This window comes from Paraburkholderia sp. CHISQ3 (genome assembly GCF_030464945.1).
In the GTDB taxonomy this organism is placed as follows: domain Bacteria; phylum Pseudomonadota; class Gammaproteobacteria; order Burkholderiales; family Burkholderiaceae; genus Paraburkholderia; species Paraburkholderia megapolitana.
On the sequence record NZ_JALPRG010000004.1, the window covers coordinates 489,518 to 506,944 of the forward strand.

The window sequence follows — 17,427 nt, forward strand, 5'->3', positions numbered from 1 at the left end:
TTTTGCATGAAGCAGGTCTAACGGCCATCTCGGGCCGTATCGATTGCAGATTTTCAGGTACCCGTACCGCCCGCATCCGCGCTGGTAATCCGCGCTTCACCACCGTTGTCGAGCCACGTGCGCAGACGCACCGCGTCCGCGAAGCGCGAGTACTTGCCCGACGAATCGAGCAGCACCATGATCATCGGGCGGCCATGGATGTTCGCCTGCATCACGAGGCACTCGCCTGCTTCGTTGATGAAGCCGGTTTTCTGCAGACCGATATCCCACGTCGGATTACGCACCAGCGCGTTCGTGCTGCGATACGCGAGCGTGCGCCGGCCAGTGAACACGTCGTAGCTGCGATCGGTCGAGAACTCGCGGATCATCGGATATTGATAGGCCGCGTTGACCATCTTCACGAGATCGCGCGCGCTCGATACGTTCTGACTGGTCAGACCCGTCGAGTTTTCGAAATGCGTGTCGGTCATACCGAGTGCTTTCGCCTTCGCATTCATCGCCGCGATGAAGCCCGGACGGCCGCCCGGGTAGTAACGCGACAACGCCGCTGCCGCGCGATTCTCCGACGCCATCAGTGCGATGTGCAGCATATCTTCGCGCGACAGCACCGAGCCGACGGACAGGCGCGAACCGGTGTTCTTCTCGTAGTCGCGGTCTTCGTCGGTGACTTCGATCTGCTCGGTCATCGACGCTTTCGAATCGAGCACGACCATCGACGTCATCAGCTTGGTGATCGAGGCGATCGGCACGACGGCGTGCGAATTCTTGTCGAACAGCGGCTCGGCAGTGTTCTGGTCCACGACATAGGCCACGCTGGAGCGCAGCGCGAGCGCATCGGGCGTGTCGTGCAGACCGAATGCCTGGCCGACGGTAGGCGGACGCGGCTCGAATGCGACGCGCCGCACCACGCCGTGGTGGCGGCCGTTCATCGTATAGGACACGCGACGCTTCTTCGCGACGACGCGCGGCGCGTCGTCATCGGCCTTGGCAGCCGCCGTCTTCATGGCGGCTTTGGACGAACGCGCGGCAACCTTACCGTTAGTAGCCTTGCCGGGAACGGGCGCCACCTTGCGGGTCGCCTTGGCGGTTTTGGATGCCTTGGGAGATGTAGCCTGAGTCGCGGTCGACGCGGCAAACGCGTCGGCAGGCGCAGCGAACGCCGCGGCGATGACCGCCGAGGCAGCCACCGACAGCGCCATGCTGAGGGCCGCGCCGTGGATCACTTTGAGCGACGAAAACAGGTTGGTTTTCATTGGTGTTCTGGATGGAGCGGCAGGAGTTTTCGCAAGTGTAGTAAAACCGCGAAAAATTAGCAATATTAAGTACTTATCCGTTCTCGTTAAACCTAGGTGTAAGGTTTGATTGAGAAAAGCGAACAAGTTCCTTGTTCAATCGAAAAAAACGATCGCCCGGACCGGTCCGGTCTGGGCACCGATGCCGGCGTCCGGCTTAACGGCCGTTCCGGCAAACACTTGATCGGGGGAAACACGGTCAGGCATCGGATCAGTTCCTCAATCCCCTTGTCCAGCATGCCTTTGCGGCCTGAAACAGCGCCATCGCGTGTTAAATGACTGCTGTAAAACAGCACAACGCGCGTTCGACTACGCGTGCAAGTTAACGTTCCATGACAGTCGTCGGTTTACGTCGAGCGGGGATTTTATGCCGTTTGTCGAATATTCGCCGGCAACGCACCATAAAGTAGCCATCAAGACCTGTCAGTATTCGCACTACCCCAGTGCAGACGCGGCTTCCAGCCGCATCATCAATCTCCAATGCAAGCCGCATAACGCATTGTTTTATCGGCAAATTCTCGATATTGTGCGACGCACAAAAAGTACTTGACTTCCATTGCGGCCGTCCTAAAATGGGAACCATTGTTGCGATGCACAAACCCTGCGCCAGGCGGTGCATGACCCAAATGTGTGCCGCAATTATCCAGTTCTTGTCGTTAAACCCCACACGGTCTGCGCCCGACGGCCGTAATCCAGGAGCATCAAACATGAGTCTGCTGACCCCCGAGCAATTCGCCGCTGCCCAGAAAGCTAACCTCGAAGCGCTGTTCGGCCTGACGTCGAAAGCATTCGAAGGCGTTGAAAAGCTGGTCGAACTGAACCTGCAAGTCGTGAAGTCGACGCTGGCAGAGAGCCAGGAAAACGCGCAGCGCGCGCTGTCGGTGAAGGACGCTCAGGAACTGCTCGCGCTGCAAGCCAGCCTGGCACAGCCGGTCGCTGAGAAGGTTCTGTCGTATGGCCGTCATCTGTATGAGATCGCATCGGCTACGCAAGCTGAATTCGCCCGCGTTGCTGAAGCGCAATACGAAGAGCAAAACCGCAAGGTGCAAGCACTCGTCGACAACGTCGCGAAGAACGCACCGGCCGGTTCGGAAACCGCTGTCGCCGTGATCAAGTCGGCTATCACCGCCGCTAACACGACGTACGAAACGGTTCACAAGGCAACGAAGCAAGCTGTCGAACTCGCTGAAAGCAACTTCAACGCAGCAGCCGCTGCTGCACAGAAGGCCACCTCGCAAGCTGCTGCTCAAGCTTCGCGTTCGGCAAAGAAGACTGCCTAAGTTTTATGGCTGCGCGTTAAACCGCGCAGTGCAAGTCCTCTCGCAGCAGTAAAAAACCGGCGCACCCTTTGCGGGGTGCGCCGGTTTTTTTACGTCGTTTTTTATGCCGCTTTTAACGCCCTTACCTTTCGAGGTTCGGGCGTTCGACACTAACGCGTTACACGCCGTGCGTTACTTCTTCTTTTGCGGCGGCAGATCGGTACAGACGCCTTCATACAGTTCAGCGGCCATGCCTACCGATTCGCCGAGCGTCGGATGCGGGTGGATGGTCTTGCCGATATCCGTGGCATCCGCGCCCATCTCGACTGCAAGGCAAACTTCGCTGATCAGGTCGCCGGCATTCAAACCGACAATGCCGCCGCCGATCACACGATGGGTCTCTTCGTCGAAGATCAGCTTCGTGAAACCTTCATCGCGGCCATTCGCAATTGCGCGACCCGATGCGGCCCACGGGAACACTGCCTTGCCGTACTTGATGCCTTCGGCCTTGCACTGCTCTTCGGTCTTGCCGGCCCACGCCACTTCCGGATCGGTGTAGGCCACCGACGGAATCTGCAGTGCGTCGAAGTAGGCTTTCTCGCCGTGCGCCGCTTCGGCCGCGACGTGTCCTTCGTGCACGGCCTTGTGCGCGAGCATCGGCTGTCCGACGATATCGCCGATCGCAAAGATGTGCGGAACGTTCGTGCGCAACTGTTTGTCGACGTCGATGAAACCACGGTCGGTTACTGCAACACCGGCCTTGTCGGCGCCGATCTTCTTGCCGTTCGGGCTGCGGCCCACCGCGACCAGCACGAGGTCGTAGCGTTGCGGTTCGGCCGGGGCCTTCTCGCCTTCGAACGATACGTAGATGCCGTCCGCTTTCGCTTCGGCGGCTGTGGTTTTCGTCTTCAGCATCACGTTGGCAAAACGCTTGCTGTTGTACTTTTCCCAGACCTTCACGAGATCGCGATCCGCGCCGGCCATCAAACCGTCGAGCATTTCGACGACGTCGATCTGCGAGCCGAGCGTGGCATACACGGTAGCCATTTCCAGACCGATGATGCCGCCGCCGATCACCAGCATGCGCTGCGGAATCTGCCGCAGTTCGAGCGCGCCGGTCGAATCGACGATGCGCGGGTCTTCCGGAATGAACGGCAGCTTTACCGCCTGCGAACCGGCCGCGATGATCGCCTGCTTGAACTTGACGACCTTCTTGCCCCCTTCGGCCACGACTTCGATATGGTGCGGATCGACGAACGTGCCGACGCCGGTCACCACTTCGACCTTGCGCGCTTTCGCCATGCCGGCGAGACCGCCGGTCAGCTTCTTGACGACGCCCGACTTGAAGTCGCGCAGCTTGTCGAGATCGATCTGCGGCTTGCCGAACGTGATGCCGTGCGAGCCGAGTGCCGCCGCTTCGTCGATGACGAGTGCGGTGTGCAGCAGCGCCTTCGATGGAATACAGCCCACGTTCAGGCACACACCGCCGAGCGTCGAATAACGTTCGACGAGCACGGTCTTCATGCCGAGATCGGCCGAGCGGAATGCCGCCGAGTAACCACCAGGGCCCGCGCCGAGTACGAGCATGTCGCATTCGACGTCGGCGGTGCCTGAAAAGCTGCCTGCTTGCGGTGCGGGCGCGGCTGCTTTCGGTGCGGCGGGTTGTGCTGCGCTCGCCGCAGCCGGCTTCGCCGCGGCCGCTTGCGGCGACTTCGCCGGCGCTGCAGCTGGTGCCGCCGATGCCGCCGAGGTTTCAACCATCGCGATCACCGTACCTTGCGACACCTTGTCGCCCGGCTTGATGCGCACTTCCTTCACGGTGCCGGCGGTATCGCTCGGCACTTCCATCGACGCCTTGTCCGATTCGAGCGTCAGCAGCGACTGCTCTTTCTCGATGACGTCGCCGGGTTTGACGTTGACCTCGATGACATCGACATCCTTGAAGTCACCGATATCCGGTACTTTCACTTCGACGAGACTCATAGTGTCCCCTTCTCCTGTTGATCGCGATCGATCGGGCCGGTGGGTCTAGCGCCTGCGCACGCTGCGCGAAGCGCGACCGGAGCACACCGCTTGCGGCGCTCCGGTCGTACCGGCCATCAATCGACAATCAAAGAATCACACGCCGGAAATCGGCAAGAATAGACGCCAGATACGCATTGAACCGCGCAGCTTCCGCACCGTCGATCACGCGATGATCGTACGACAGCGACAACGGCAGCGTGAGGCGCGGCACGAACTGCTTGCCGTCCCACACCGGCTTCATCGCGCCACGCGACAGACCGAGAATCGCGACTTCAGGCGCATTGATGATCGGCGTGAAAGTCGTCCCGCCGATCCCGCCCAGCGATGAAATCGAGAAGCAGCCGCCCTGCATCTGGTCGGGCTTCAACTTGCCTTCGCGCGCGGCCTTCGACAGATCGGCCATTTCCTTCGCGACGTCGACGAGCCCCTTCTTGTCCGCATCGCGGATCACCGGGACCATCAGACCGTTCGGCGTATCGGCGGCAAAACCGATGTTGTAGTACTGCTTGAAGACGAGGTTGTCGCCGTCGAGGCTCGCATTGAAGGTCGGGAATTTCTTCAGCGCCGATACGCACGCCTTGATCACGAACGCCAGCATCGTGAACTTCACGCCGGCTTTTTCGTGTTCCTTGTTCAGTTGCACGCGCAGCGCTTCGAGCTCGGTGATATCCGCTTCGTCGTTGTTCGTGACGTGCGGAATCATCACCCAGTTGCGATGCAGGTTCGCACCCGAGATCTTCTTGATACGCGACAACGGCTTCGGATCGATCGGACCGAACTTCGTGAAGTCGACCTTCGGCCACGGCAGCAGGTTCAGCTCGCCGCCGCCCGCTGCGGCCGGTGCGCCCGCAGCCGGTGCCGCGCGCTGACCGGTCATCACGCCCTTCACGAAGGCAGTGACGTCGTCCTGCGTGATGCGGCCTTTCGGGCCGGTGCCCTGCACGCGCGATACATCGACGCCGAGTTCGCGGGCGAACTTGCGTACCGAAGGCGATGCGTGACTTGCGCGCGCACCGCCTTCGCTGGCGGGAATCGACGGTGCCTGAGCGAGCGCCGACGGTGCCGACGGTGCGGCCGCAGCCGGTGCCGCGGCTGCAGGTGCCGGTGCCGCTGCGGGTGCCGCCGGTGCAGCAGCAGGCGCAGCCGCGCCCTCGCCTTCGAGCAACACGATCACGGAGCCTTCCGACACCGAGTCGCCCACCTTGACTTTGATTTCCTTAACGACACCGGCGGCCGGACTCGGCACATCCATCGTCGCCTTGTCGGATTCGAGCGTGACGAGCGACTGTTCCTTCTCGACGCGATCGCCGACTTTCACGGCCACCTCGATTACCGGCACATCCTTGTAATCGCCGATATCGGGTACTTTCACTTCCTGAACGCCGCCACCGCTTGCGGCCGGTGCTGCCGGCGCTGCGGCAGGAGCAGCAGCGGGTGCCGGAGCAGCAGCAGGCGCGGGCGCAGCCGCCGCGCCATTCACCTGCGCAGGCTTCGCGGCTGCAGCTTCCGCCCCATCGAGCACGACGATCAACGTGCCTTCCGACACGGTATCGCCGAGCTTGACCTTCACTTCCTTCACCGTACCCGATGCCGGGCTCGGTACATCCATCGTCGCCTTGTCGGATTCCAGCGTGACGAGCGACTGCTCTTTCTCGACGGCATCACCCGCCTTCACCAGCACCTCGATCACAGGAATGTCCTTGTAATCGCCGATGTCCGGCACCTTCACTTCGATCGCTTGACTCATTGTGGGTGTCTCCTGGGCCGCGCGCGCCTCTCCCATGCGGGGAGGCACGCGCGATGCACGCGGGGGGTGATGCCTTAAACGGTCATCGGGTTGGGTTTGGCGGGATCAAGGTTGTACTTCTTGAGCGCATCGGCAACGACCTTGCGCTCAATCGTACCTTCGTCGGCCAGCGCGTTCAGCGCCGCGACGGTGACCCAGTAACGATCGACTTCGAAGAAGTGACGCAGCTTTTCGCGCGTGTCCGAGCGGCCGTAGCCATCGGTGCCCAGCACGACGAAGCGTTGCGGCACGAACGCGCGAATCTGCTCGGTCAGCGCACGCACATAGTCGGTCGATGCGATGACCGGACCTTGCGCGCCCTTGAGCAGCTTCTCGACGTGCGACACCTTCTTTTCTTCGCTCGGGTGCAGCAGGTTCCAGCGCTGCACTTCGTGGCCTTCGCGCGCGAGTTCCGTGAAGCTCGGCACGCTCCACAAGTCCGCAGCGACGCCCCAGTCGTTCTTCAGCAGGTCGGCGGCGGCGATGACTTCGTTGAAGATCGTGCCCGCGCCCATCAGTTGCACGCGCGGCGCCTTCGAATCATCGGCCTTGCGGAACGCGTACATACCCTTGATGATGTCCGCCGCCACGTGCTCGCCCTGCGGGATCGCCGGGTGCTCGTAGTTCTCGTTCATCACCGTGATGTAGTAGTACACGTCCTCCTGGTCCTGCACCATCCGGCGCAGACCGTCCTGCATGATCACCGCGAGTTCGAAACCGAAGGTCGGGTCGTAGCTGATGCAGTTCGGTACCGATGCCGCCCACAGCAGCGAGTGGCCGTCTTCGTGCTGCAGCCCTTCGCCGTTCAGCGTCGTGCGGCCAGCAGTACCGCCCAGCAGGAAGCCGCGCGAACGCATGTCGCCGGCGGCCCACGCCAGATCGCCGATGCGCTGGAAGCCGAACATCGAATAGAAGATGTAGAACGGGATCATGATCTCGCCGTGCGTCGAATACGACGTCGCGGCCGCGATCCAGTCCGACATACCGCCGGCTTCGTTAATCCCTTCCTGCAGGATCTGACCGGTTTCCGATTCACGGTAGAACATCAGCTGATCGGAATCTTCCGGCACGTACTTCTGGCCGTCCTGATTCCAGATACCGATCTGACGGAACAGACCTTCCATACCGAACGTGCGCGACTCATCCGGCACGATCGGCACGATGCGTTTGCCGAGCGCCTTGTCCTTCAGCAGGATGTTGAGGATCCGCACGAACGCCATCGTCGTCGAGATCTCGCGGCCTTCGCCTGTGCCCTTCAGCAGCGGCTCGAACACGTCGAGTGCCGGCACCGGCAGCGACTCGGCCTTCTGGCGCCGGGCCGGCAGATAGCCACCCAGTTCCTGGCGCCGCGCGCGCATGTACTCGAGTTCCTTCGAACCTTCTTCGAACTTGAGATACGGCACGTTGACGAGGTCTTCGTCGGAGATCGGCAGACGGAACTGATCGCGGAATTTCTTCAGCTGATCGACGTGCAGCTTCTTCTGCTGGTGGGTGATGTTCATCGCCTGGCCAGCTTCGCCCATGCCGTAGCCCTTGATCGTCTTCGCGAGAATGACGGTCGGCTGGCCTTGCGAATTCGACGCTTCCTGGAACGCCGCGTAGATCTTGTGCGGGTCGTGACCGCCGCGGTTCAGATTCCAGATGTCGTCGTCGGACCAGTCGGCGACGAGCGCCTTCAGTTCCGGCGTGTTGAAGAAATGCTCGCGCACGAACGCGCCCGACTCCGACTTGTACGTCTGATACTCGCCGTCGACGACGTCCATCATCCGGCGCATCAGCGCACCCGAACGATCGCGCACGAACAGCGCATCCCAGCGGCTGCCCCACACGACCTTGATCACGTTCCAGCCGGCACCGCGGAATTCGCTTTCCAGTTCCTGGATGATCTTGCCGTTGCCGCGCACCGGACCGTCCAGACGCTGCAGGTTGCAGTTGATCACGAACACGAGGTTGTCGAGCCGCTCGCGGCCGGCCATGCCGATCGCACCGAGCGATTCCGGCTCATCCGTTTCACCGTCGCCAAGGAACGCCCATACCTTGCGGCCTTCGGTCTTCGCAATGCCGCGCGCCTGCAGGTACTTCATGAAGCGCGCCTGATAGATCGCCATGATCGGGCCGAGGCCCATCGACACAGTCGGGAACTGCCAGAAGTCCGGCATCAGCCACGGATGCGGATACGACGAGATGCCCTCGCCGCCCACTTCCTGACGGAAGTTATCGAGCTGGCCTTCCGTCAGACGGCCGAGCAGGAACGCGCGCGAGTACACACCCGGCGACGAATGGCCCTGCACGAACACGAGGTCGCCGCCATGCTCGGGCGACGGTGCATGCCAGAAGTGATTGAAGCCGACGTCATAAAGCGTCGCAGCCGATGCGAACGATGCGATATGGCCGCCGACGTTCGTGTCCTTGCCCGCCCGCAGCACCATCGCGATGGCATTCCAGCGCGTGTACGAACGGATGCGGTGTTCGATGTCCTGGTCGCCGGGAATGTTCGCCTGACGCGCGACGGGAATCGTATTGATGTAGGGGGTGTTTGCCGAGAACGGCAGGTGTTCGCCGTGTACACGGGCGAATTCGATCTGTTTTTCGATCAGGTAGTGCGCGCGGTCGGGTCCGATCGCGGAAATCACGCCATTTAGCGCTTCAAGCCATTCGCCGGTTTCCTGTGGATCGTCGTCTTTTTCGGCGGCGACATATTTCATGACTTCGTCGGGTACAGCGGACATGCTTGTCTCCTGAATTAAAGGAATGCTCTTCGGACAGACGACGCGGACACGCCTCACCCGCGGCAGCTAGCTTTGCGCCGATTGTAATGAGTCGCCCGATATCCGCGCAACAAAATTTTCAAATTACGAGACGCATTCTCACAATGCGGAAAATTGTTGCGGCGCACCTTGAATTGACTGCTCCCTGATCGATACGTCGGGTAGTTTGCTCCGATCAAGAGGACTTTCAGCGTTTTTTTGCAGCATTTGCGCCCGACCCGCTGAGCTACAATGCCGCAATGTTGACCGAACGGCTTTTCGCACGCTCGGCGCGGCCGTCCGGTTCGCCGGCGGACTCGTCGCCGTCCCGCTGGCACCACGGACCGTGGTGGTCGAACTCCTATTTGCTGACGCCGCTCCTGTCGATCCTGGTGTTTCTGATCGTCATGAGTCTGATTCTGTGGAGCCTGAACCGGCGCGAACAGCAGCAACAGGAGGACACGCTTTATCGCAATGTGGCGTGGGCCCAGCAGCAGATCCGCCTGTCGATGACCGGCGCACAGGAACAGATCCAGGCGCTGTCGCGCGACCTGGTCGCCGGCCACGCCGATCCGCATTCGTTCCAGGTATCCACCACCGACATCATGCAGGGGCATCCCGAGATCCTCTACATGAACTGGTACACGAGCCAGCAGCAGCCGCGCTGGCCCAACACCGCGCTGCCGCTCTTCGGCCAGCGTCTCGCCCGACCCAACGACACGCAGATGGACGAGGCCGTCAAGGCCGCGTTCGCCGATGCGCGCAACTCGCGCCGCCAGGTCTATTCGCCGCTCATGTATGACGACGTCGGCAACGGCTATCTGACGCTGCAAACGCCGGTCTATCGCGACCGCGAATTCCTCGGCACGATCGCCGCGGTGTTTTCGATCGAAGGCATCCTGAAGCACGACATCCCGCCTGAGTTGTCGGCGAAGTACAAGATCTCGATCATCGACGTCAACAACCGCGAGCTCGCCACGACTTCGTCGCGCCCGCGTCTGCCGCGCGACGTCTACTACGACCTGCCGCTCGACCCACCAGGTCAGGGCGTATCGGTACGTGTGTATTCGTTCCCGCAGATGACCAACTTCACGAACAACACGCTCGTGTGGCTGGTCGCGGGGCTGTCGTGCTTCGTGCTGTGGAGCCTGTGGAGTTTGTGGAAGCACACGCGCCAGCGCTTCGAGGCGCAGCAGGCGCTGTATGCGGAAGCGTTCTTTCGCCGTGCGATGGAAAATTCGGTGTTGATCGGCATGCGCGTGCTCGACATGCACGGCCGTATCACGCACGTGAACCCCGCGTTCTGCCGGATGACCGGCTGGGACGAAACCGATCTGGTCGGCAAGAACGCACCGTTCCCCTACTGGCCGCGCGACGCGTACCCGGAAATGCAGCGTCAGCTCGACATGACGTTGCGCGGCAAGGCGCCTTCGTCGGGGTTCGAGCTGCGGGTGCGGCGCAAGGACGGGTCGTTCTTCCACGCGCGCCTGTATGTGTCGCCGCTGATCGACAGTTCGGGCCGGCAGACCGGCTGGATGTCGTCGATGACCGACATCACCGAGCCAAAACGCGCCCGCGAAGAACTCGCCGCCGCTCACGAACGCTTCACCACCGTGCTCGAAAGTCTCGATGCCGCCGTGTCCGTGCTGGCCGCCGACGAAGCCGAGTTGCTGTTCGCCAACCGCTACTACCGGCACCTGTTCGGCATCCGTCCGGACGGCCATCTGGAGCTGTCGGGCGGCGGCTTCGACAGCGGCGAAGCGTCGTCGGATTCGATCGATATGGTCGATGCCTACGCCGGTCTGCCCGCCGCCGCGTTGACCGAAAGCACCGCGGATGCGCAGGAAATCTACGTACAGAGCGCCCAGAAATGGTTCGAAGTGCGGCGCCAGTACATCCAGTGGGTGGACGGCCATCTCGCGCAGATGCAGATCGCCACCGACATCACGACCCGCAAGCAGGCGCAGGAACTCGCGCGCCAGCAGGACGAAAAACTGCAGTTCACGAGCCGCCTGATGACGATGGGCGAAATGGCGTCGTCGCTTGCGCACGAGCTGAACCAGCCGCTCGCCGCCATCAATAACTATTGCTCAGGAACCGTCGCACTGGTTAAATCTGGTCGGACAACTCCCGACAACCTGCTGCCTGTGCTCGAAAAGACCGCCCAGCAGGCCGTGCGGGCCGGCATGATCATCAAACGGATCCGCGAATTCGTGAAACGCAGCGAACCGAAACGCCAGGCCACCCGTGTCGCGGACATCGTCGCGGACGCAGTCGGCCTTGCCGAAATCGAAGCCCGCAAGCGTCGTATTCGTATTGTCAGCGACTTGCGTTCGCGCTTGCCGGTCATCTATGTCGACCCGGTGCTGATCGAGCAGGTGCTGGTCAACCTGCTGAAAAACGCCGCCGAGGCCATGCACGACGCACGGCCCAATGCCGTGGACCCGGTCATTCGCATCGTCGTGCGGCTCGAAAGCGGTTTTGTCTGCATCAGCGTCGTCGATCAGGGTCCGGGCGTCGACGAAGCGATGGCCGAGCGTCTGTTCGAACCGTTCTACAGCACGAAGTCGGACGGCATGGGCATGGGGCTCAATATTTGCCGTTCGATCATTGAATCGCATCGCGGCCGTCTGTGGGTGGTGAACAACGTCGAGTCTGACGGCCACATCACGGGCGCGACCTTTCACTGCAGTCTGCCCATTGGGGAGCCGGACGGCCCGAGCAGTCGCGGGTACGAGGCGCCGACACCACAAACCGTTACGGGAGAGCCATGAATACCCCAGTCACCACACAGGAAACCGTCTTTGTTGTCGACGACGACGAGGCCGTGCGAGATTCGCTGCGCTGGCTGCTGGAGGCGAACGGTTACCGCGTGCAATGCTTCTCCAGCGCGGAACAGTTCCTCGATGCATGGCAACCCGCACAGCATCCAGGGCAGATCGCGTGTCTGATCCTCGACGTGCGGATGTCCGGCATGAGCGGCCTCGAGTTGCAGGAACGGCTGATCGCCGACAACGCATCGCTGCCGATCATCTTCGTGACCGGCCACGGCGATGTGCCGATGGCCGTCTCGACGATGAAAAAAGGCGCGATGGACTTCATCGAAAAACCGTTCGACGAAGCCGAACTGCGCAAGCTCGTCGAGCGCATGCTCGATAAGGCGCGTAGCGAAAGCACCAGCGTCCAGCAGCAGCGCGCAGCAGCCGAGCGACTCGGCAAGCTGACGGCACGCGAGCACCAGGTGCTCGAACGGATCATCGCGGGACGGCTGAACAAGCAGATCGCCGACGACCTCGGCATCAGCATCAAGACCGTCGAAGCGCATCGCGCGAACATCATGGAAAAGCTCAACGTCAACACGGTCGCCGATCTGCTGCGACTCGCGCTGTCGAACAAGCCGCAGGCGGCGCAGTAACGCTGCTGCGTCGCACGGCTGACCGGCACAGGCCGGACCGATGAGGTCCGGCCTTGTTTTTTGCGCGCATCGGTCGCGCGGATCCTGTCGATCCCGCTATCGACACACGCGCATACGCAGCGCCACCGCCCATTCCCGTCGACACACATCGGTATAATGGCGCTCTTCGCGCGGGCACCGTCGTAACGCAATTTCCGCGCCGCGTGCTTTCCACGATCCGACCAGTTCCTGCGGAAGCACGCCATGACGTTCACCCTGCCGTGCATTCCGAAGCCCAATCTGACCCGACCATGACAGCCACTTTGATCGACGGCAACGCCCTTTCCAAGACCCTGCGCACCGACGTCGCCACGCGCGCCGCCGCCCTCACCGCCCGCGGTCACCAACCGGGGCTCGCCGTCGTGCTGGTCGGCGACAATCCGGCCAGCGAAGTGTATGTGCGCAACAAGATCAAGGCGTGCGAGGACAACGGCCTGTTCTCCTCCTATGACCGCTATCCCGCGACGCTTTCCGAGGCCGATCTGCTCGCGCGTATCGATGCGTTGAATCACGACCCGAAGATCCACGGCATTCTCGTGCAGTTGCCGCTGCCGCCGCATATCGACAGCCACAAGGTCATCGAAGCGATTGCACCGGAGAAGGACGTCGACGGCTTTCACGTTGCGAACGCCGGCGCGCTGATGACCGGCAAGCCGCTGTTTCGCCCATGCACGCCGTACGGCGTGATGAAGATGTTCGAAGCGCATGGCATTGCGCTGAGCGGTGCGAATGCGGTGGTGATCGGACGCTCGAATATTGTCGGCAAGCCGATGGCGATGTTGCTGCTCGAAGCGGGTGCGACGGTCACGATCTGCCATAGCAAGACCCGCGATCTCGCCGCGCACACACGCACCGCCGACGTGGTCGTTGCAGCAGTGGGCAAGCGCAACGTCCTGACCGCCGAGATGGTGAAGCCCGGTGCGACAGTCATCGACGTGGGCATGAATCGCGACGACGCCGGCAAGCTGTGCGGTGATGTCGATTTCGCTGGCGTGAAGGAAGTGGCCGGCTATATCACGCCGGTGCCGGGCGGCGTCGGTCCGATGACGATTACGATGTTGCTCGTCAATACGATCGAGGCCGCCGAACGCGCCGCGGTTCAGGCATAAGTTAGCTCACGCACGAGCGTTCCGCGACATATCAGTTCAGCGCGGCATCGCGCGACGCGATTGCGTTGTGCGTGCCGCCTGCGCCGTTCACCCTCGTCCCCTGCCGCGCAACGTGCCGTCGGCACCATGCAAGCGCCGGCCGCTCCACACCGTGCCACGACAACATCGCGCAGATGACGATCAGCGGTGTGGCAACCGCCAGCGCGGCCACATGATCCAGTTGCGGCGCAATCGCCGCGACACATTGCTGGATCGCGAATCCATACAGATAGATCCCGTACGAATAGTCGTGTCGTGGCACCCAGCGGCGCAGCAACGGCGTCGTGCCGACCCATAGCACCGCATACACGAACGCCAGATAGAACAGCGGCTGTGCCGCAGCCGTGTCGTGGAAAACAAGAAAGACGCCGATCAGTCCGAGCGCAGCGATACCATCGATACGAACGCGCTCGCGCAACCCAACCAGCAACATGCCGAGCATGAAAAACGGTTCCGGCCAGAACGAATAGCCGCCAGGCTTTTCGGCGAAATCACGCAGGCCGATCTGCAACGGATCGAGATGCACGTGCAGACCGAACACGACCAGACCGAGCAGCGCCGCGATGACGATGCCGCGATTCGTCGACAGCAGCCCGGCTACGCCGGTCACCAGCACGATCGCGTAGCAGCGCACTTCGAGCGGCAACGTCCAGAGCGGCGCGCACACATCGGGGCCGAAGCGGTTGTGCTCGAACACGCCCGGCAGCACCCAGCCGCGTTTCAGAACGAGCGTCGAGAAGTTGTCGAGATTCGCCCACGTCGCGTGCAGATGAAAGTACATGGACAGCGGCAGCGCCGTGAACAACGGCCCGATTGCAAACACCGCAAACAGCGATCCGGCTGCGACCGCGGGCCAGATCCGCGCGATCCGCAACACGACAAAGCGCAGCGCCGAGCGCTGCCGTACGAAGCTCGTCGTGACGAGCATCCCGCTCAACAGGAAAAATGCGTAGACACCGAAACTGCCCGCACCGTCGAATCCAAGCGATGCAGCGACCGGGTCGTGCGTGCCATCTGGGGACTGGATCAGGAACGAATGGGAATACACCACGGCAATGGCGGCACACAGGCGCACGAGATCGAAATTATTCCCGTTGCGCGACAGCGAATGCGAAAGCAGATTCATCGCGATGGCGAATGTCGAAGGTTGATTGCTGATGCGCAGTGGCTGGACAGGCAGGCCGGCGAACCTCGCGGTACCAGGCGAACGATGCGGCCACAATGCGCCAAATGCCCCGCCGCGACGGTGCGCTCGCCCACAATTGCGTCGATGCAGCGGTTTCTCGCGTGAGCGGCGGAAGGCCCGGTAAGGGTCACCCGGCAGGTCCGGATTTCGCCGCCACGGGGCCGCCCGGCCAAAGTTCTGGTAATTTGTTCCGCAGGCGGACTGGAATCGCGGCGCGGCGCCCCCATACTGTTGGTTGTGGGCGCGCGTGGGCCGCTTCCGTGCGTGGGCTGGTCGCCAGCCGGCTCCTGCGGCGCGGCCTCAGCTGGTGCATCGTTTGCTCCACCGCTTGTTGCACCGCTTGCTCCACCCTGCAGTACCCGCCTCACCTATTTCGCTTGCCCTTTTCCCGCGTCAGACAGGAAGCACCATGTCCCAAACTCAATCGACATCCGCCAATCCGCTCCTTGACTTCTCCGATCTGCCGCGTTTCGGCGAAATCCGACCCGAACATGTGACACCCGCGCTCGACGTGCTGCTTGCCAATGCCAGCGCTGCCGTCGAGCGCGCCAGCGCGCCCGTGACGCCCGCCTCATGGGTCGATATCGTTGAGCCCGTCGAACACGCTACCGAGCCGCTTTCGCGTGCATGGGGCGTCGTCGGCCATCTGAACGCGGTCGCCGACACGCCCGAACTCCGCGCCGCCTACGGCGAGAACCTGCAACGCGTGACCGAGTTCTGGTCGAGCGTCGGGCAGAATCTCGCGCTTTACGAAAAATACAAGGCGATCGCGGCGAGCGGCGATTTCCCGACGCTCACCGGCGAGCGCCGCAAGATTCTCGATAACGCGTTGCGCGATTTCCGCCTGTCGGGCGCCGAACTGCCCGAAGACCAGAAGCCGCATTTCGCCGAGTTGCAGGAGCGCCAGGCCGCGCTATCGAAGGCGTTTTCGGATCATGTGCTCGACGCGACCAACGCGTACGCCTACGTTGTCACGAACGAAACCGAACTCGCCGGCCTGCCCGAAGACGTGGTCGCCGCAGCGCGCGAAGCCGCCGAGCGCGACGGCAAGGAAGGCTGGAAATTTACGCTGCACTTTCCGTCCTACTTCCCCGTGATGCAGTACTCCGAAAACCGCGCAATGCGCGAGGCCATGTACCGCGCGTACGTGACGCGCGCATCGGAACTCGGCGCGGCGTACGGCGGCGGCAAGTCCGAGTGGGACAACACCGCGAACCTCGCCGAGCAATTGACGCTGCGTGCCGAAGAAGCGCACATGCTCGGCTACCGGAACTTCGCCGAAGTGTCGCTGGCACCGAAGATGGCCGAGTCGCCGGAACAGGTGATGGCGTTCCTCGAAGACCTCGCCACGCGCGCACGGCCGCACGCCGAACAGGACTGGAAAGAGCTGCGCGAATTCGCCGCCAGCGAACTCGGCCTGAGCGACCTGCAACCGTGGGACATGACCTTCGCCTCCGAACGCCTGCGCCAACAGCGTTACGCGTTCTCGGAGAACGAGGTCAAGCAGTACTTCCCTGAAGATGCGGTGTTCAGGGGGCTGTTCAAGGTGATCGAGACGCTGTTCGACGTGCGCATCCGGCCCGACGACGCAACCGTGTGGCACACGGACGTGCGTTTCTTCCGCGTCGAGAACCAGGACGGCGGCCTCGTCGCGCAGTTCTATCTCGACCTCTATGCACGCGAAGGCAAACGCGGCGGCGCATGGATGGACGACGCGCGTGCGCGTCACAAGCTCGCCCACGGCGGCGTGCAAACGCCGGTCGCATACCTCACCTGCAATTTCTCGGCACCGGTCGGCGGCAAGCCGGCTTGCTTCACGCACGACGAAGTGATCACGCTGTTCCATGAAACCGGCCACGGTCTGCATCACATGCTGACGCGCGTCGACGAACTGGGCGTATCGGGTATCAATGGTGTCGAGTGGGATGCGGTTGAATTACCGTCGCAGTTCATGGAGAACTTCTGCTGGGAATGGGACGTGCTGTCCGACATGACCTCGCATGTCGACACGGCGAAACCGTTGCCACGCGACCTGTTCGACAAGATGCTCGCCGCGAAGAACTTCCAGAGCGGACTTGGCACGGCGCGCCAGATCGTGTTCTCGATGTTCGACATGCGCCTGCATACTGACTTCAATCCGGCTGGACCGACGAGCGCAAACGATCTCGCACGCGAAATCAACGAGCGCTTCCACGTGATCCCGCAGGCGTCGTTCTCGCGCTGGCCCAACACGTTCAGCCACATCTTCGCGGGCGGCTATGCGGCGGGCTACTACAGCTACAAGTGGGCCGAAGTGCTGTCCGCCGATGCGTATGCGGCGTTCGAGGAAGCCGCGCACGCGTCGAACGGCAGCGTGCTCGACGTGGCGACCGGTACGCGCTATCGCAAGGAGATTCTCGAAGTGGGCGGCAGCCGGCCCGCGATGGAATCGTTCAAGGCATTCCGCGGCCGCGAGCCGGATATCGATGCGCTGCTGCGGCACAACGGGATGGCGCCTGACGCGGCGCATTGAATGCGCGTTGCTTTGTGC

At 62.2% G+C, this 17,427-nt stretch carries 10 protein-coding genes; 5 read left to right on the forward strand and 5 right to left on the reverse strand.

Annotation, left to right across the window (positions count from 1 at the left end):
* Positions 1-53 precede the first annotated feature (53 nt).
* Positions 54-1,253, reverse strand: a complete 1,200-nt coding sequence (gene pbpG / locus M0D65_RS12130) for a D-alanyl-D-alanine endopeptidase (protein ID WP_266252858.1) — start codon at positions 1,251-1,253, stop codon at positions 54-56.
* Between the two features lie 746 nt (positions 1,254-1,999).
* On the opposite strand from pbpG, the gene M0D65_RS12135 reads away from it, so the two are divergent.
* Positions 2,000-2,572, forward strand: coding sequence for a phasin family protein (locus M0D65_RS12135; protein WP_091014287.1), 573 nt, complete (start codon positions 2,000-2,002; stop codon positions 2,570-2,572).
* Positions 2,573-2,743: 171 nt separating this feature from the next.
* Here M0D65_RS12135 and lpdA read toward each other — a convergent pair whose 3' ends face one another.
* From lpdA to aceE, 3 genes are all read right to left on the reverse strand, one after another.
* Entirely contained in the window at positions 2,744-4,534 is a 1,791-nt protein-coding gene (gene lpdA, locus M0D65_RS12140; RefSeq protein ID WP_266252860.1) for a dihydrolipoyl dehydrogenase, read from the reverse strand.
* A gap of 127 nt (positions 4,535-4,661) precedes the next feature.
* On the reverse strand, positions 4,662-6,323 hold the full coding sequence (gene aceF, locus M0D65_RS12145; protein ID WP_266252861.1) for a dihydrolipoyllysine-residue acetyltransferase: 1,662 nt from the start codon (positions 6,321-6,323) through the stop codon (positions 4,662-4,664).
* Between the two features lie 74 nt (positions 6,324-6,397).
* Positions 6,398-9,091, reverse strand: coding sequence for a pyruvate dehydrogenase (acetyl-transferring), homodimeric type (gene aceE / locus M0D65_RS12150; protein ID WP_091014297.1), 2,694 nt, complete (start codon positions 9,089-9,091; stop codon positions 6,398-6,400).
* 278 nt (positions 9,092-9,369) lie between these two features.
* On the opposite strand from aceE, the gene fixL reads away from it, so the two are divergent.
* The 3 genes from fixL (at position 9,370) to folD (ending at position 13,672) form a co-directional block, all read left to right on the forward strand.
* Entirely contained in the window at positions 9,370-11,883 is a 2,514-nt protein-coding gene (gene fixL, locus M0D65_RS12155) for an oxygen sensor histidine kinase FixL (RefSeq protein ID WP_091014300.1), read from the forward strand.
* On the forward strand, positions 11,880-12,524 hold the full coding sequence (fixJ, locus tag M0D65_RS12160) for an oxygen response regulator transcription factor FixJ (RefSeq protein WP_266252862.1): 645 nt from the start codon (positions 11,880-11,882) through the stop codon (positions 12,522-12,524). The genes fixL and fixJ overlap by 4 nt, the downstream gene beginning before the upstream one ends.
* Positions 12,525-12,814: 290 nt before the next feature.
* Positions 12,815-13,672 (forward strand): bifunctional methylenetetrahydrofolate dehydrogenase/methenyltetrahydrofolate cyclohydrolase FolD, encoded by an 858-nt coding sequence (gene folD, locus M0D65_RS12165; protein WP_266252863.1) that lies wholly within the window; start codon positions 12,815-12,817, stop codon positions 13,670-13,672.
* A 31-nt stretch (positions 13,673-13,703) separates the two neighbouring features.
* Here folD and M0D65_RS12170 read toward each other — a convergent pair whose 3' ends face one another.
* Positions 13,704-14,837 carry an acyltransferase gene (locus M0D65_RS12170; RefSeq protein WP_266252865.1) on the reverse strand — a complete coding sequence of 378 codons (1,134 nt, stop codon included), beginning with the start codon at positions 14,835-14,837 and terminating at the stop codon, positions 13,704-13,706.
* A gap of 469 nt (positions 14,838-15,306) precedes the next feature.
* On the opposite strand from M0D65_RS12170, the gene M0D65_RS12175 reads away from it, so the two are divergent.
* A complete protein-coding gene (locus tag M0D65_RS12175; RefSeq protein ID WP_266252866.1) occupies positions 15,307-17,409 on the forward strand; it encodes a M3 family metallopeptidase in 2,103 nt (700 codons plus the stop codon).
* Positions 17,410-17,427: the final 18 nt, after the last annotated feature.

Coding starts and splice junctions, on each gene's coding strand:
- M0D65_RS12170 (WP_266252865.1), bottom strand. CDS start 14,837: ATGAATCTGCTTTCGCATTCGCTGTCGCGCAACGGGAATAATTTCGAT.
- folD (WP_266252863.1), top strand. CDS start 12,815: ATGACAGCCACTTTGATCGACGGCAACGCCCTTTCCAAGACCCTGCGC.
- aceF (WP_266252861.1), bottom strand. CDS start 6,323: ATGAGTCAAGCGATCGAAGTGAAGGTGCCGGACATCGGCGATTACAAG.
- M0D65_RS12135 (WP_091014287.1), top strand. CDS start 2,000: ATGAGTCTGCTGACCCCCGAGCAATTCGCCGCTGCCCAGAAAGCTAAC.
- fixL (WP_091014300.1), top strand. CDS start 9,370: ATGTTGACCGAACGGCTTTTCGCACGCTCGGCGCGGCCGTCCGGTTCG.
- lpdA (WP_266252860.1), bottom strand. CDS start 4,534: ATGAGTCTCGTCGAAGTGAAAGTACCGGATATCGGTGACTTCAAGGAT.
- pbpG (WP_266252858.1), bottom strand. CDS start 1,253: ATGAAAACCAACCTGTTTTCGTCGCTCAAAGTGATCCACGGCGCGGCC.
- M0D65_RS12175 (WP_266252866.1), top strand. CDS start 15,307: ATGTCCCAAACTCAATCGACATCCGCCAATCCGCTCCTTGACTTCTCC.
- fixJ (WP_266252862.1), top strand. CDS start 11,880: ATGAATACCCCAGTCACCACACAGGAAACCGTCTTTGTTGTCGACGAC.
- aceE (WP_091014297.1), bottom strand. CDS start 9,091: ATGTCCGCTGTACCCGACGAAGTCATGAAATATGTCGCCGCCGAAAAA.